This is a genomic window from Hymenobacter sp. GOD-10R (assembly GCF_035609205.1).
In the GTDB taxonomy this organism is placed as follows: Bacteria; Bacteroidota; Bacteroidia; order Cytophagales; family Hymenobacteraceae; genus Hymenobacter.
Genome location: NZ_CP141184.1, coordinates 2,366,243 through 2,382,718, shown reverse-complemented (window position 1 = coordinate 2,382,718; position 16,476 = coordinate 2,366,243). Strand labels below are relative to the sequence as shown.

Sequence of the window (16,476 nt, the reverse complement as noted above, 5' to 3'; positions counted from 1 at the left end):
GGCTTTTTTCTCGTTAAAACTAGCTATGTCCTGGATGAAAATAAACTTCATTATGATGCCATGCAGGCCGTTTATTTCCTTTTAGCTTTGCTTAGCTCACCCTAGTTATTGTACTAGTTCACTGTCTTTTACAAAACCTTTAGATGGACAAGAAGTCTCAGCTACAACAGCATTTGACTACTACCCTTACGCAGGTTATTTCAGACTATCTACGCGCAGAAATAGAGCTAAAAAAAGATTCTTTACGCCCAGATGCGCAACAAATTCCCCTAGAAGAGGAAGCACAACGCATCAGCCGGCTAATGGCTACTAATATCACCATCACCATTGATGTGCATCTGCGCCAGCTTTTATATCCTGAGCAGAAAGAGCGCACCGATGAGTGGCTTCGCTCGCAGAACTACATGCACCGCCGCGAAGATGAAAATAACCGACCTAGCGCTTAGCTGCCCCTGAGCCGCACGGACTTTCACTACACGAGAAAAGCCTGCTCTGAGCAGGCTTTTCTTATTTATCTTCTTTGTCTTCTGTTTTTTTGGCGGGCTTAGGCCGCCGCCTATCGGTAGTCAGTAACAGCGCAAGCGCAGTAAGGCTTAGGCGCAGGATCCATTTGCGGTTCATTGGCGGATGAAAAATTCGTTGTATTCCTTCACAATAAGGTCGCAGCGGCTGCCGCCGGTATTTTCCTCGCAGGTAGTACCCACGATACGATTTTTCTCGAAGGAGAAAGAACAAAAGGTGCAGCCTACGCTCGTAAGAATGTACCGTTCGGCGCTGGAACTCAAGTACAAACTGTTGTCGGAAGAGCTTTGCAGCGGAATAGCCATGGCCCGGTACATTCCGTTGCGCAGCCCGATACCCACCAAGTAATAGACGGGTTTGTCGTTCTTACTCTCCTGCACTTTCTGTACAGAAGTCTTGTCGATGACCGTTCCATCGTTGAACAGCCGAATGAAAGCTGTGGCCAACTGATTACGCGGCACTGTATATTCTACTTTTCCCTCGTTGATGGTGGCTACCTGTCTGTTCACCGCTTCACGGCGGCGTTGTGCGGCAGCGGCATCCGGGTCGTCGGCGGGCATACCTTTTTCGGGGAAGCTGTGTTTGCTGGTTTCGCAGGCAGTAAGTGTTCCTGCCAGACCTAGGCAAACAAAAAGCGCCGTACGCACGACAACAAGGGAGAGAGATTTCATTCGAATTGGTAAAGGACAAGCCTCTCTAGCGAGGCTTGTAGTATTTCTGAGCTTCTGGCATCAACCGTTGGATGTCCGCAATACGTTGCTGGTCAGCGGGGTGATCAGATAAGAACGCAGGCGTACCGCCTTGGCTCTGGGCCGCCATCCGTTGCCAGAACGCAACAGCTGTTTCAGGGTTGTAACCGGCCATGGCCATAAAAATCAAGCCTAAGTGATCAGCTTCACTTTCTTGCTGACGACTAAAGTGGAGCAATCCTAGCTGTGAGCCCGCTCCTACGGCTGTCATGAGCATACTGCCTGCTACCGATGGATTGCCGCCAGTAACAGTTTGCAGCGCCGCGCCGCCATATTGCGCAACTAGTTGGTCGCTCATCCGCTCGCTACCATGCTTGGCTACGGCGTGCGAAATTTCGTGGCCAAGCACTACGGCCAGCCCGTTTTCATCCTGCGTGATGGGCAAGATTCCGGTGTAGACCACTACTTTACCGCCAGGCATGCACCAGGCATTCACCTGTTTATCTTCTACTAGGTTGAACTCCCACTGGTACCCAGCTAGAGCCGCCGTGTTGTTGGTCTGGGCCATGTATTCTTCCACGGCGTGTTGAATGCGCAGACCCACGCGCTTCACCATGGCCGTCTGGCTGGCGTTGGTCGATAATTTACTTATGCTCAGCGTTTTTTGATATTCTTGGTTACTAAGTGTGAGCATTTCGCTGTCGGAAACTAGGCTGAGTTGCCGACGGCCGGTGATGGGAACGGTGGTGCAGCCCGCTGCTATCAGGAGCGAGCTAGCGAGAATGAATTTCTTGAACATGGCGAAAAACGGCTTTGAAAAGATGTCGGCAAGGCATGGGGAGCAGCCTTAAGCTGACGCTAGGAGACTATACGTCGAGGCCTAGGTAAAATGTTTAATCAGCTATATGCCTAGCGTCATAACCCTACGCAAATGGCTAGCGTAGCCAGTTTTTGCCTTGATCCTTAGTGCCTGGTGCTTAGTTTTGGGCACCAGATGCTTCAGTAGCCAAAACGGGAGAAGCCAACCAAGCGCCAGACCTAGGTTTTGCGCACTAAGTATCAGGCATCAAGCCTAACTCGAACAGATGAAAATTCTCTGCATCGGCCGCAACTACGCCGAACATATCGCTGAACTTCAGAACGAAACGCCCGACGCGCCCGTCATTTTCGCCAAGCCCGACACGGCCTTGCTCCAGCGCAATCAGCCCTTCTTCTACCCCGATTTTTCTCAGGATATTCACCACGAAATTGAGCTGGTGCTGCGCATCAGTAAGAACGGCAAGAACATCGAAGAAAAGTTCGCCCACACTTACTACGACGCCATTGGCCTAGGTATCGACTTTACCGCCCGCGACCTGCAAAGCAAGCTCAAAAGCAAAGGCTTACCTTGGGAGCTAGCTAAGGGTTTCGATGGTTCGGCGCCACTCTCTACTACCTTCAAACCTGTGTCGGATTTTGCCGACCTAGGTAACATCAACTTCCGCTTGGAGGTGAACGGCGAAGTGCGCCAGCAAGGTAACTCTAGCTTGATGCTGCACCCGTTTGCGGCCATAATCTCTTACATTTCGCGTTTTATTACCCTCAAAATGGGCGACTTGATTTTCACGGGCACGCCCAGCGGCGTGGGCCCAGTGAAGATCGGCGACCAGCTAACGGGGTATATTGAGGACGAGAAACTGTTGGATGTTGCGGTTAAATAAATTTCGATTGCCGGTCGTGAGTTCTTTGCAGCCGGTTAGCTCACGCGTTTTTTCTTGGAACAAGTTAGCAGTAGGCGCCTTGCTACTGATGACCACTACCAGCCTGCGCCCGGCGCCGTTTGGGGCCAGTGCGCCGCCTGCGAAGGAGCACAGGGGCACTAGTGGCCCTGCTGGTAGCGGCACACCGCAGCCGCAAGCAGGTCCTTCTTCACATCCCAACGTGGAGAAAGGCTACTTTCTGTTTCCTATTAAGCCGGGCAAGCCTAACTACCTAGCCGGTAGCATGGGCGAGCTGCGCCCGAATCACTTTCACGGCGGCCTCGACATCAAGACCGATGGCCGCGTGGACTTGCCGGTGTATGCCGCCGCCGATGGCTACATCTCCCGCATGAAGCAATCGAGTTTCGGCTATGGCAATGTGCTCTACATCACGCACCCCAATGGCCTGACCACCGTGTACGGCCACCTGAACCGCTTCCTAGGCCCGGTGGCCGACCACATGCGGCAGCAGCAGTACGAGAAGCAAACCTTTGAGCTAGAGCTGTTCTTCACCAAAGACCAGTTCCCAATCAAGCGCGGCGACTTGGTGGCACTGTCGGGCAACACGGGTGGTTCGGGGGGGCCGCACTTGCACTGGGAAGTGCGCGACGCCCAGGATGCGCAGCTGAACCCACTGCAATGGGGCGGTTTCGATGAAATCCAGGACCACGTGCCACCTACCATTCAGGCATTTGCTGTAGAGCCGCTCAGCATCGACGCGCGGGTGAATGGCCGTTTCGACAAAGCGGTATTTGCGCCCAAGCTCCCGGTGGGGCCAGGCGTGCAGATTACCTGGCCCGACACCATCAACTGCTACGGCACGGTCGGCTTGCAAGTGCAGGCCTTCGACCGTTTCGACACGGCCTGGAACCGCAACGGCTTGCAGCGCGTGGAAGTGCGCGTAAATGGGCAGCCTCTGTATCAATATGTTATTGATGGAGTGCCTTTCAGCGATACGCGTGAGATTTCAGACCACATCGACTATGAATGGCAGCACACCATGGGTCGCACCCTTGAGAAGCTGTTCGTGGACGACGGCAACAACCTGCCCATTTACACCACCGGACCTAGCAAAGGCAAGCTGCGGGTGGAAGACGGACAGCTTTACGCCGTAGAGGTGAACCTACTCGACTCGTACGGCAACATGACGCCGCTGCGCTACGTGCTACGGGGCCAAGAGCCCGTGTACCACAAAACGCGCAGCGCGGCTGTCCGCCAACCATCGATGCGCTACGAGATTACGCGCAACATCCTGAAGGTGACCGTTGCTGACCCCGACACGGCTAGCCAGCCCGCTAACCTTACGCTATTACGCGATGGTCGGCGCTTGGCAGTGAAACCTAGCTACACCGTGCAAAGCCAGAACGTGTACCTCTACGACTTGCGCGCCGGCTTGCCCGACTCGCTCCGTTTTGGTCGGGTAGCGCAGCGCTTCAACCGGCAGGCTATGATACCAGCAGGTCAGGAGTTTTCCTTTTCCAACAACGTGCTGAACCTAGCTTTTGGCCCGCGTACGATCTTCGACACCTTGTACTTGCAAACCGTCTACAAGGAAGGACTCTGGACCATCCAAAGCACCCGCACGCCGCTGTTCCAGCCGTTGCGCCTGACGCTGAAACCCGAGGAGGAAGTCGTAGACAAGCAGCGCTCGGCCGTATACATGATCAATGCTAGCGGAGGCCGCATCTACCAAGGGGGCAAGTGGGACGGCAATCAGATAACGGTGCCAATCAAAATATTTGGCTCCTTTCGGATTCTCGCCGACACGATTCCTCCCTCGGCCAGGCTGGTGAGCAAATCGGCGGCGGGCGTCACGTTTGTGGTAGGCGACAATCTCTCGGGGCTAGCTAGCTACCGCTTGCTGGTAAACGGGCAGTGGCGCCTCCTGCGCTACGAGTACAAGAACGCCACCCTCTTCACCGACCGGCAGGATCATACCGTGCCCCTGGCGGGCGACGCCGAGTTGCACCTCACCGACCAAGCCGGTAATGAGAAAGTGCTGCGGTTCAGGATCTAACTCCTGGTGTGGGCGGCCACCTAGGTAGCCGTCCCAAACCAGGAGTTAGCGCTGTACTGCGGAGTTCCGTATACGTTCAGTATTTCGCATTAAGCGCCAAACTCCATGAAACCTCGCCGCCCTATTCTGGTTGCCACCGCCGCTACGGCTGTTGTTGCCGCTTCTGCTCTCCTATACTCCAAAGCCCGGCGGGCCCCGCTGCCGGTGGTGCCTCACGTCAATCTGAAGCGCTACATGGGCGTGTGGTACGAAATTGCTCGCCTACCTGCTCGCTTCGAGAAGAATTGTGAGCACGTCACGGCCTCCTACCGGCTGCGCCCCGATGGCAAAGTTGATGTGTTTAACACCTGCCACAAGGACGACGTAAACGGCCCCGTAGATACGGCTAAAGGCGTTGCTCGCGTCGTCGACTCTGAGACCAACGCCAAGCTGAAAGTCCAGTTCTTCTGGCCTTTCGAAGGCGACTACTGGATTTTGGAGCTAGACCCCGATTATCGTTTTGCCGTGGTAGGTGAGCCGGGTCGCAAGTATTTGTGGGTGCTAAGCCGCACGCCCCAGCTGGAGCGCTCCATCCGCGACCGGCTTATTGCCAAAGCACGGGAGCTAGGTTTTCCGGTCGAAAACCTGATTTATACGGGGCAGCCCGTTGGTGAGGAAGCCTAGCTTTCCATCTACCATTATTCAACAATACACGAAGCAAAAGCTTCGCTCCATTTTCTCATGCAACTCCAAGTTGGCGACCCCGCCCCCTCTTTCGAAGCCATCGACCAAGATGGTAACCTTATTCGCCTCACCGATCTGCGTGGCAAGAAGGTAGCGCTCTACTTTTACCCCAAAGACGACACCCCTGGCTGCACCGCCCAAGCTTGCAACCTGCGCGACCACAGCGAAGAGCTAACGGCCAAGAACGTACAGGTAATTGGCGTGAGCGTCGATAGTGAAAAGTCGCACAAGAAGTTTGCGCTCAAATACGAATTACCTTTTCCCCTGCTCGTTGACACCGACAAGAAAATAGTGGAGGCCTACGGCGTGTGGCAGGAAAAATCGATGTACGGCCGCAAATACATGGGCACCATGCGCACTACCTTTCTCATTGACGAACAAGGTATTATTGAGAAGATCATCGAGAAGGTAGACACAAAAAACCACGCGACGCAGCTACTCTAACCCGGTTTCGCCCGTACTGACTGTCATCTTGCCTTCGGCAGGATGACAGTTTATTTTTACCCCGTTTGCTTTTTACCTGTGGCCGAAATCCCTGCGTCTGCTCCCACTTCTGCACCAAACAAATGGATGGTGCTAGCTACCCTAGCTTTTGGCACCTTCATGGCCACGCTCGATAGTAGCATCGTCAACATCGCCTTGCCCACCATTCGGCGAGAGCTGAACGCCGGCGATAGTGTAGAGTGGATCGTGCTCAGCTACTTGCTCGCCACCACTAGCACGCTGCTGATCATGGGCAAGCTATCGGATCTGGTGGGTCGGCGGCAGCTGTACATCACCGGCTTTGCCGTGTTTGTGGGTGGCTCGTTACTGTGCGGGCTAGCTTGGAGCAACTGGTCGCTTGTGTTCTTTCGGGTCATTCAGGGCCTTGGGGCGTCCATGATCTTCGCCATTGCGCCGGCTATCGTCAGCGACACCTTCATCCCGCAAGAGCGCGGCCGGGCCCTAGGTCTTATCGGGACGATTGTGGCGGCAGGCAGTAGCGCGGGGCCGGTTATTGGCGGCTTGCTACTAGGCCATTTTGGCTGGTCGAGCATCTTCTTTGTGAACGTACCCATTGGCTTAATCGGAATTTGGCGTGCCTGGACGGTGCTACCTAAGGGCAACAAACAACCGCAGCAAGCCTTCGACCTCGTTGGTGCCGGGCTCTTTCTGGTTGGCGTTGTGACGCTGCTGATCGGTCTGGATTTCGGTCCCGAGCCGCAATACGGCTGGGATCATCCGATGGTGTTAGCCTTGCTTGGTAGCGGTGTGGTACTACTTGCTGCTTTTCTTTTCTGGGAAGCTAGGGTGAAAGAGCCCATGCTGCGCTTGGAGCTTTTTCGCAATTACCCGTACACGGCGGCTATTTGCGCGGCGCTGCTCGGCTTCGTGGCCTCTGGCTCCAACCTGTTTATTATTCCGTTCTTCCTTCAGCAGCTACTACACTTCACACCCCAACGTGCCGGGTTGGTGCTGCTAGCGGGGCCCTTGACGCTGAGTATGGTAGCTCCTTTGGGTGGCTACTTGTCAGACAAGATTAATGCCCGCTGGATTTCCACCGCAGGCTTGTTGTTGGCAGCTTTCGGGTACTTCATGTTCTCGCGTCTGCAACCCGATTGGGGCTGGCAAAACGTAGTGTGGCGCAGCTCCCTGATTAGCATGGGTTTTGGCTTATTTCAGTCGCCTAACAGCAGTAGTGCTCTTAGTGCGGCGCCTTTAGCCCAGCGCGGTGTGGCGAGCAGCTTGCTGGCGTTTATGCGCAACCTAGGTTTTGTGTTGGGCATTGCACTGGCGGCTGCCGTGTGGTACAGCACCCGCAACCGCTACGCGCTGGCGCATGATTTAACCCCGGAAAGCGTGGCCGCCCAGGTACAAGGCATGCACAACGCTTATCTGGTGATGAGTGGTTTGGTAGTATTAGGAGCCATCATCTCGTTCTCCCGCGGCGCTACCAAAACGGTGGCCGCCGACCAACCTATGGCGCAACCTGCTGCCGCGTAGGTATAACTAACCTTTGGGCAAGTACAGTCCGGTTGTTTGCCTACGCAGTTCTCATCAGAACGCAAATGTACCATCTGGCTCCTGTCAGTCGTTCAACGACAGAATGCGCCGTGGCGCGTTTCTATATCCTTTCCAGCAGCTAGGTTACGGCTATGCTTTACCTGATACAGCGCTACTGCCTGTTCTTCCTTAGCTTTATGGTGTTCGCTGGGCCTACACATGCCCAAAAAGCGCCGCCTGAGAAGCCTCGCATCACCCGCATTCTGTTCCTGCTCGATGCCTCCGGCTCAATGAATGCGCCGTGGGAAGGGCGTCCGCGCATGGAAGTGGCCAAGAGCTTACTAGCGAAGATGGCCGACTCCCTCAATACTTACCCTAATCTAGAGCTAGGTTTGCGCGTGTACGGCCATCTGCACGAGGCCAAGGAGAACAACTGCGAAGACTCGAAGCTGGAAGTGCCATTCGGAGCCCGCAACGCAGCGGCTATCAAAGCTAAACTCAAAGCCTTGCAAAACCGCGGCAACACGCCCATTACGTACTCTCTTCAGCAATCAGCCAACGACTTTCCTGCCGACCGTACCGCCCGCAACGTACTGATTCTGATAACCGACGGGCTTGAGTCTTGCAAGGGCGATCCGTGCGCTACATCATTAGCGTTACAGCGTAAGCGCGTGTTTCTGAAGCCCTTTGTTATTGGTATTGGGGCTGAAAAGGAATTTGGAAAACAACTCGAATGCCTAGGTCAGTACTACAACGCGGCCGACGTAAAAACCTTCCGCTCGGTGCTCGACAACGTCATCACTCAAACGCTCCAGAAAACGACCGTGAGCGTGAACCTAACCGACGAGAACGGCCGCCCTGTGGAAAGCAACGTGAACATGACCTTCGTGAACAACGTGACCGAGCAGCCCGAATACAACTACGTGCACTACCGCGACGACCAGGGCAAACCCGACGTGCTCGACATCGACGCCTTGCAGAGCTACGACTTGGTCATCAACACCGTGCCGCCTGTGCGTCAGCAGAACCTGCCTATCCGCGCTGGCAAAGCCAACGTGCTGACCTACAAAACGCCCCAAGGCACCCTAGGTCTTCAGTCGCCCAACCTCACGCCGAACCCGTATGGCAAGGTGCAGGCAGTAGTGCGTGCCGCCGGCAACCCAACGACGGTAGTGGCTTTGCCCTTCGGCACGAAGCAAAAGTTGCTGGCCGGCAACTACGAGGTGGAGCTGCTCACACTGCCCCGCATCACGCGCCGCATCAGTATCAAGCAGGGCCAGGAAACCTCCGTCACCTACGAAGCGCCGGGCACCCTCAACATCGTGACGGACTTGAAAGGGTACGGCAGCATCTACCGCCTCAACGATGACGAATCGCAGACTTGGGTATATAACCTGCCCGAGGCCAGCAGCAAGGTCAACTTGGCCATGCAGCCGGGCGCCTACCGCCTCGTGTTTCGCTCTAGAACCAGCATTGGCAGCAAGTTCACGGACACCCGCAACTTCACGATCCGCTCCGCTCAGACAACTTCGGTAAGTATCTTCGGGAAGTAGGAGCATCAGCAATTACTTCGCCTCTATATATTTTAAATCTCTTTGTGTCTAGCAATAGAGAACACAGCTCAACCCAACTAAACAGCTTCTTATTATTTTATGGTTCTCTAAAGCACTAATTTATTATCAATAAAATGTCCTTGGCACGTCTTCAGCAATTTCTTTAAGGTCAAGCAAATAGAATGAGATATTCTCACTGTTATTATCCATACTCTCGACTTCAACTATGTCATTCTCAGAATAGTCTTTTGCTGACAGTGACGAAGGATAGGATATTGATCTATCAGCTCTAATAATATATTTCTCAGGCACAATTACTTCCCTTATTTTATCTACTATAAAATTATAAAATAGATTGGGCGGGTTTTGATAATTTTCTAAATTTTCTACCCACATATAGTAATCTACGAGTAATTGCCCTGTACCAGAAACAAACTGGCCGACAACAGCTTTAAATTCCTGAATAGGGAGTTCTATATAAAACTTCACAGTTGAAGTATCAATTATTACCAATTGACTATCTTCATCTTGATAGTTACGTATTATCTGCCCACAGAACGAATAGTCCGAATTATATAGCTGCTTAAAATAGCAAAGCTGAGTATTATCAATCTTTAAGTCATTTGTTGAAACGTAAAACGAAAGATTCACCTTTTGCCCATTATGTAAAGGTGGATAGGTTCCATCACCAAGATACCATCTTTCAAAAGTCACGCAAAGATTCAGCATTAATATTTAAATTTTTAAATATTATTAGGTCTATTAATTCTTATTAGCATTGGCACTATCGCAAGATAGATTTATAGCATCAACATACCTATCCCTATCTAGCCGCGCATATAATTGCCACTCTAGTACACCAGCGGCCAAGCAGTTGTTTCTGGTAACTTACCTTTGCAGCTCTCCGCCAATCAGCCGTGCTCTGTACAAAGGTCGCCCGGTTGCCCTAGCTGCTTGTCATGTCAAATTTTGTTACTTGTTGTGTACTACTTCTCTCTTATCTGCTCCTAGCTTCTTCCGCCCAGGCCCAAAACCAGCAACAGCGCGACACCACGCTCATCGTGTACAACGGCCAGCTCACAGGGGCGTATAGCCGGGGCGGCGTCAACCGCGCGCTGCTCTCCACTACACACGCGGTTACCTTCACCCGCGGCAAACACTACGGATTGCCCCTGAACGGCAGCTTTATCTACGGTAAGCAAGATGGCTTCCTGAAAGAGCGAGAGTTGCTTCTGAGTGCCACGCCGTACTACTACAAAGGCCGATTCAGGGCGTATGCCATTGGTGGTTTTGAGCGCAGCAACCTGCGCGGCATCACCGATCGGGTGCAGCTAGGGGGTGGCCCAGGCTGGGCCTTCTACTCCGATACGCTCGGGCGGGAAGTATCAGTGAGCAACCTGATCATTCGGGAAAGAACCAACTTCCTAGATGGCACCACTCAACTAACGGCGCGTAACTCCGTGCGCCTAAAGGTGGCCTATTCCATCAAGATTCTGACGCTCAGCTCTGTCACCTTCTATCAACCCTCGCTAGCCGATTTCAATAACTACCGCTTCAGCAACCTAACCACCTTAGCGCTGAAGCTGACGAAGGCGTTGGCGGTCAACTTCTCTTACAACTACACGCACGAAAGCCAATACAGCGAAGGCAAAGTGCCGGATAATACCAACATGACCCTAGGTATATCCTACACCACACGGCGATAAGAACTTGAACAGAACACGTCTTCAACACAAAGTCTGCTCTCGCTCGGGAGTAACAAGGAGGCCGGCACAGTTCGAACATTTTTTGGACGTGCTTCAGCGCTAAGTTTCGCTGAGACATGCGTCTAGTATCTTTTTCAGTCTGGCGTGAAGCTGGTCAATACTGCGTGTACGCTTATAGTAGTGCTATAAGTATAAATTATATAAAAGATTAATGAAGATATTTCGTGGCAATTGTTATGTTTGACCAATAAGAAACATAGCATCGCCGCGTAACCCGCCTATCTTGCCTGTCACAAAGTCCAATAGACTTGGCTTTGTTGCACAGATTTATCGATCTAGCCTTACACTCACGCCTTATTGCCCGACTGGTTGATCTTTCTCAAGGTCAAGTAGCTGCTTGTAGCTTTCGTAGACGGTTGTCTTCGTGCGAAATAGGCTGTGTACGAACCACCAGTTGGTATGAGTCCATGTAGCTGGTGCTAGCTATAGGTATGTTCTGCCTACAGCCTAACACCGCAGCACACATCCTGTGCATCCTTATAAAATATCACCCTTTTACTATAAATTTTTAAAGCATGATGCAATACATATACCCAGGCAAGGTCTGGTGGAGGAATGTCAAGGTCACGCTGTGCGTCTCCGGGCTGCACCTTGTCCTCACTCCTGCCAGCATAGCAGCCATCCATATGGCTCACGCTACACCGAAGCTTAACGACGCAAAGCACACTACGGGTCAAGAAGCTAAAAAGACACTAATATTTCATTCTCTTGCTAAAACCTTTTATCCTACTGCTAAAACGTTTAACCAAGCTTCCATTCCCGTCAAAGGACGCGTGGTGGACGAGCTAGGTAAACCTATCCCAGGGGCAACCATCTTGGTAAAGGGTACTAGCAACGCTGCTGCAGCCGATGCAAATGGCAATTACACCTTAGATGTGCCCGATGGTGCAAGTACGTTAGTAGTGTCTTCTATTGGCTTTACCCCCCAAGAGGTAGCTATCAGCAGCCGAACGACCATCGATATCACCTTGAAAACAGACGTCAAGTCACTGAACGAAGTAGTGGTGGTAGGCTACGGTACGCAGCGGCGAGCCGAAGTGACTTCGGCCGTGTCTACGGTAAAGGCAGAGGACTTCAACCAGGGCGGCACGCGCAACGCCCTGGACCTGATTCAAGGCAAAGTAGCCGGTCTATCTGTAACTCGGACGCAAGGCAACAACCCAAACTCTAGTCCGGCTATTCAGCTACGCGGTATTGTATCAGTGAATGGCAGCCTAGCCCCCCTGATTGTAATTGATGGTATACCCGGCGGCAACCTCGACCTATTACAACAAGATGATATTGAATCGTTTGATGTACTGAAAGACGGATCCGCCGCGGCCATCTACGGCACGCGCGGCAACGCAGGCGTCATCCTGATTACAACGAAGAAAGGCAAAGCCGGACCCGCTCGTTTTGATTACTCGACCTACGTGCAGCACGAAGCCGTGGCAAAGCGGCCTAGGTTCCTGAACGCGGAAGAGTGGCGAGCCTACAGCGCCGATCCTAATAATCCGAAAGCCAGCCAGATGCGGGACCTAGGTGCCTCTACTGATTTTTATAACCTACTGATTAACAAAGACAACCTTAGTCAGTACCACAACCTAGCCATGTCGGGCGGGAGCAACACGGGCAGTTACCGGGCTTCCATGTATTACAATGACGCCGATCCTATCGCCATCCAAAACTGGCGTAAGCAATACGGCGGTCGTTTGAGCCTCAACCAACGGGGCTTTAACGACATGCTCAGCGCCCAAATCAATCTAGCTACCAACTTTAACCAAGCCAACTTACTCGGTGGCCGAGGTGGCGATTTTCGAGCTGTTTCCTCACCTAATAACGAGAGTAGCGACTTCGAAAATGCCTTGGGTCGCAACCCCACGCAGCCGGTTTTTAACCCCGACGGTACCTACTACGAAGAAGGATCCACAACAAACCCTATCGGGCGCCTCAACCAGGAAAAAAACAGGCGAGACCAGAACACCACCTCCGCCGACGTACGCTTTACGCTCGAACCCATTGAAGGCCTGCGGGCTACAGCCTTCGGCGCCCTAATCCGGGACGCGCAGAATGATAATGAATACCGGCAGGCAGGCTCACGTTTTTCGCAGATCGGCACCCTGAACGGCACGCCGGTAAAAGGCACGGCCTACGCCCGCAAGCGTAATTACCTAGAAAACAACTACACGTTTGAGTCGACACTGGAGTACAACCGTACCATCCACGAAGATCATACCCTGCGGGCGCTGGGGGGCTACAGCTACCAGTACCGGGTGTTTGAGGAGTTTTCGGGATCTAACAGCGGCTTCCTGAACGACGTGTTTCAAGAAAACAACCTAGGTGCCGGCAACTTCCTGCAGCTCGGCAAATCGTCGTTGGGCAGCAATAAGGAGGACAACCGGCTAATTGCCTTCTTCGGTCGCGTAAACTATTCGTACAAAGACAAATACATTGCGCAGTTCATTTTGCGCCACGAGGGCTCGTCGCGGTTTGGAGCCAACCACAAGTACGGCGACTTCCCCGCCGCGTCAATCGGCTGGACGATCAGTAAGGAGAATTTCATGAGCGGGCTCACGGTTATAAATGACCTGAAGTTACGCGCTGGCTACGGCATCACTGGCAACCAGGGCATCCCGAATTACCAATCGGTGGTGCGGCTCGGTACGGGCAATCAGTACCTGAACGATGATGGCATCTGGCGCCAGACGTACGGCCCCAACAACAACCCAAACCCCGATCTGCGCTGGGAACGAAAAAAGGAGTTCAACGTCGGCGTCGACTTCGCCCTGTTTAATTCCCGCCTGACCGGTACCGTGGACGTGTACCGCCGCCGCACCTCCGACCTGCTCGGCAACTTCAATACGCAGCTGCCCCCCTTCGTACAATCTTCGCTGTACACCAACGTCGGCGTGATTGATAACAACGGGGTGGAACTGACCTTGAGCGGTACCGTGCTGAAAAAGAAAAACTTCAGCTGGGGCATGGACTTCACAGGCAGCACCCAGAGCAACAAGCTGGTCTCATTCTCCGACGATGTGTTTAGAGTTACCTTCCTAACCTTTGGCGACATTGGCGGCTTCGGCGCCCTAGGACCTTCTATTCGCACCATCGAAGGCGGACCACTGGGTAGCTTCTACGGCAAGCGCTTTGCCGGCTTCACGCCTGAAGGCCGCTGGCTGTTCAACAAAGCCAATGGGGAGGCCGTGACGGCCGACAAGATTGTACCCAACGACGACTACGCCTACATCGGCAACGGTATTCCGAAGTACTATATGTCGTGGAACAACCGCTTCCAGTACAAAAACCTGGACCTGACGCTGTTCTTTCGGGGCAAATTCAAATACGACATCCTGAATTTGCAACAAGTGTTCTTCGGTAATAAGGTGTACCTGCCTAACAACGTGCTGAAAGACGCTATTACGCGCAACAATCAGATCAACGATGCCCTCCAATTCTCGGATTATTACCTGGAGCCCGGCGGCTTTGTGAAGCTCGACAACGTGACCCTAGGGTATAATTTCAAGTTTAAGACGCCCTTAGTTCGCAACCTGCGCTTGTACCTGACGGGCCGAAATCTGCTCACCTTCACCAAGTACCGCGGCGTTGACCCCGAAGTGGACGATACAGGGCTAGCACCCGGCATCGATGGTCGTGGCTTCTACCCGCGCACGCGCTCCTTCACGGCAGGTCTAAACATTGGCTTCTAATCGGAACTTCCATGACACGATTGCATAAAAGTTATTTTTTCGCGGGCGTACTCACCCTGCTCCTAAGCACGAACTCGTGCACGAATCTGGACGAAACCCTGTACAGTCAGATCGATGCCAACAAGTTTTACAATAACCGCCAGGAAATCCTGTCGGGGGTGCTGCGCCCTTATACCCACGCCAATGCGTGGATGGCGCCCACCGCGCAGAACAGCTACTGGCGCCTCAACGAGCTATCAGCCGACCAGCTAGCTTGGCCGCAAAAGGGCCGCCACGGCTACGACGACGCCCAGTGGATCCGGCTACACGGCCATAGCTGGGTATACACCGAAAACGACGTGTGGGACCCTTGGAGCCTCATCTTCACCGGTATCGGCTTCTGCAACAGTACCCTAGGCGACTTCGAGCGGGTAGACTTTGCCAAGGCGGGCGTCAGCGAGCAGGAAAAGGCTGCCTTTGTTGCCGAGCTGAAGGTATTTCGGGCCTACCATTATATGAAGTTGATGGACCTGTACGGCAACGTTCCCATCGTAACGGTGGTAGGCCAGCCGCTCAGTCCGCCCACGGCACCGCGGGCCGAGGTCTTTGCCTTCGTGGAAAAGGAGCTGAAAGAAAACGTTGATCTGTTACCCAACCTTAGCAAGGCATTGATTGGGCGCCTCACAAAAGCCGCCGGCTACTCTATGCTAGCTGAGCTTTACCTGAACGCGCAAGTATGGTCCGGCACCCCTAGGTGGGACGACTGCATTGCCGTCTGCGACAAGATCAGCAAGGGCGAAACGGGCGGGTTGAACGGTATACCCACGTTAGATACCGACCTGTTGTCCACGTACAATAACACCAACGACAACTCCAAGGAGGCCCTCTTCCAGCTTACCTACGATTACCAAGCAACGCCTACGCGCTGCGGCTGGAACAGCGACTTCTACCACTTCGCCCAGCGCCTGATCTACGATGGCGACGCCAACGGCAACAACGGCGTAGTCGTGATTCCCTCCGCCTATGATGTCTTCAAAGACAATGACTTGCGCAAATCAACTTGGATGCTGATCGGCCCGCAGTTTCAAGCAGCCGACCCTACTAAACCCGTACTCGGTACGGAAGAGTACCGCGATAAACAGCTGGTGTTTGTGAAGGAAATCCGGCGGGCTAGCGAGAACAAGACCAGTTCCACGATGATTGATGGGGAAGAAAACAGCGGTGCCCGCTTCAACAAGTACCGGCCTGGCCGTCAGTCGGAGGCCAAGTACTGGAGCAACGACTGGATTCTGTACCGCCTCACTGACATCTACTTCTACAAGGCCGAAGCGCTGATGCGCAAAAACGGCGGCTCAGCCGTGCCTGAGGCGGTTCAACTGATCAACGACGTGCGCAAACGCGCCTTCCGCCCGGCCGATGTGGCGAAGGAAGCCTACACCGCTGCCACCCTGACGCTGCCGGAACTTCTGGCCGAACGCAGCCGGGAGTTTATCTTCGAGGGAAAGCGCCGCACGGATATGGTCCGGTTTGGGGCCTTCACCACGGCTTCTTGGTGGGACCACCAGCCCACCGACAAAACCAAGGAGTTATTTCCTATACCCCAACGGCAGTTGGCCGCAAACCCTAATTTGGTGCAGAATCCTGGTTATCCGGCTAAGTAACGGCTGACTACCGTTGAGTCTCATCGGTAAAGCCAAAGTAGGGCAACAGCCTACTGCAAAATCAATGAAATAAGCGTGCGCCGGGTCTGCCCTTATCTGTGGCTGCCCGGCGCAACTGTTTGAAGCTAGCATGCCCACTCCGGGGTGCTAGCTTTATT

At 53.4% G+C, this 16,476-nt stretch carries 13 protein-coding genes; 10 read left to right on the top strand and 3 right to left on the bottom strand.

Going from position 1 to position 16,476, the window contains the following annotated elements; genetic code table 11:
* Positions 1-143 precede the first annotated feature (143 nt).
* Positions 144-446: a hypothetical protein gene (locus tag SD425_RS09650; RefSeq protein ID WP_324677885.1), complete on the top strand. Its 303-nt coding sequence runs from the start codon at positions 144-146 to the stop codon at positions 444-446.
* Between the two features lie 171 nt (positions 447-617).
* Here the strand turns inward: SD425_RS09650 and SD425_RS09645 are convergent, their stop codons facing one another.
* Both SD425_RS09645 and SD425_RS09640 read right to left on the bottom strand, forming a co-directional pair.
* A complete protein-coding gene (locus tag SD425_RS09645; protein WP_324677883.1) occupies positions 618-1,193 on the bottom strand; it encodes a hypothetical protein in 576 nt (191 codons plus the stop codon).
* A gap of 25 nt (positions 1,194-1,218) precedes the next feature.
* Entirely contained in the window at positions 1,219-2,010 is a 792-nt protein-coding gene (locus SD425_RS09640; RefSeq protein WP_324677881.1) for a M48 family metallopeptidase, read from the bottom strand.
* A 286-nt stretch (positions 2,011-2,296) separates the two neighbouring features.
* Here SD425_RS09640 and SD425_RS09635 point away from each other — a divergent pair, with 286 nt between their 5' ends.
* The 6 genes from SD425_RS09635 to SD425_RS09610 all read left to right on the top strand — a co-directional run bounded on the left by SD425_RS09635 (position 2,297) and on the right by SD425_RS09610 (position 9,226).
* Entirely contained in the window at positions 2,297-2,911 is a 615-nt protein-coding gene (locus SD425_RS09635; RefSeq protein ID WP_324677880.1) for a fumarylacetoacetate hydrolase family protein, read from the top strand.
* A gap of 88 nt (positions 2,912-2,999) precedes the next feature.
* Complete coding sequence (locus tag SD425_RS09630) at positions 3,000-4,967, top strand: M23 family metallopeptidase (protein WP_324677878.1); 1,968 nt, start codon at positions 3,000-3,002, stop codon at positions 4,965-4,967.
* Between the two features lie 105 nt (positions 4,968-5,072).
* Positions 5,073-5,630 carry a lipocalin family protein gene (locus SD425_RS09625; RefSeq protein WP_324677876.1) on the top strand — a complete coding sequence of 186 codons (558 nt, stop codon included), beginning with the start codon at positions 5,073-5,075 and terminating at the stop codon, positions 5,628-5,630.
* Between the two features lie 57 nt (positions 5,631-5,687).
* Positions 5,688-6,134, top strand: a complete 447-nt coding sequence (bcp, locus tag SD425_RS09620; RefSeq protein ID WP_324677874.1) for a thioredoxin-dependent thiol peroxidase — start codon at positions 5,688-5,690, stop codon at positions 6,132-6,134.
* Between the two features lie 78 nt (positions 6,135-6,212).
* The gene (locus tag SD425_RS09615) at positions 6,213-7,673 is read left to right on the top strand and encodes an MFS transporter (RefSeq protein WP_324677872.1); all 1,461 of its coding nucleotides are present in this window, start codon (positions 6,213-6,215) and stop codon (positions 7,671-7,673) included.
* A gap of 152 nt (positions 7,674-7,825) precedes the next feature.
* Positions 7,826-9,226, top strand: a complete 1,401-nt coding sequence (locus SD425_RS09610) for a vWA domain-containing protein (protein ID WP_324677870.1) — start codon at positions 7,826-7,828, stop codon at positions 9,224-9,226.
* Between the two features lie 126 nt (positions 9,227-9,352).
* Here the strand turns inward: SD425_RS09610 and SD425_RS09605 are convergent, their stop codons facing one another.
* Positions 9,353-9,940, bottom strand: a complete 588-nt coding sequence (locus tag SD425_RS09605) for a hypothetical protein (protein ID WP_324677868.1) — start codon at positions 9,938-9,940, stop codon at positions 9,353-9,355.
* A gap of 245 nt (positions 9,941-10,185) precedes the next feature.
* On the opposite strand from SD425_RS09605, the gene SD425_RS09600 reads away from it, so the two are divergent.
* From SD425_RS09600 to SD425_RS09590, 3 genes are all read left to right on the top strand, one after another.
* A complete protein-coding gene (locus SD425_RS09600) occupies positions 10,186-10,932 on the top strand; it encodes a DUF481 domain-containing protein (RefSeq protein ID WP_324677866.1) in 747 nt (248 codons plus the stop codon).
* Positions 10,933-11,618: 686 nt separating this feature from the next.
* On the top strand, positions 11,619-14,678 hold the full coding sequence (locus SD425_RS09595; RefSeq protein WP_324677864.1) for a SusC/RagA family TonB-linked outer membrane protein: 3,060 nt from the start codon (positions 11,619-11,621) through the stop codon (positions 14,676-14,678).
* An 11-nt stretch (positions 14,679-14,689) separates the two neighbouring features.
* The gene (locus tag SD425_RS09590) at positions 14,690-16,318 is read left to right on the top strand and encodes a RagB/SusD family nutrient uptake outer membrane protein (RefSeq protein WP_324677861.1); all 1,629 of its coding nucleotides are present in this window, start codon (positions 14,690-14,692) and stop codon (positions 16,316-16,318) included.
* Positions 16,319-16,476: the final 158 nt, after the last annotated feature.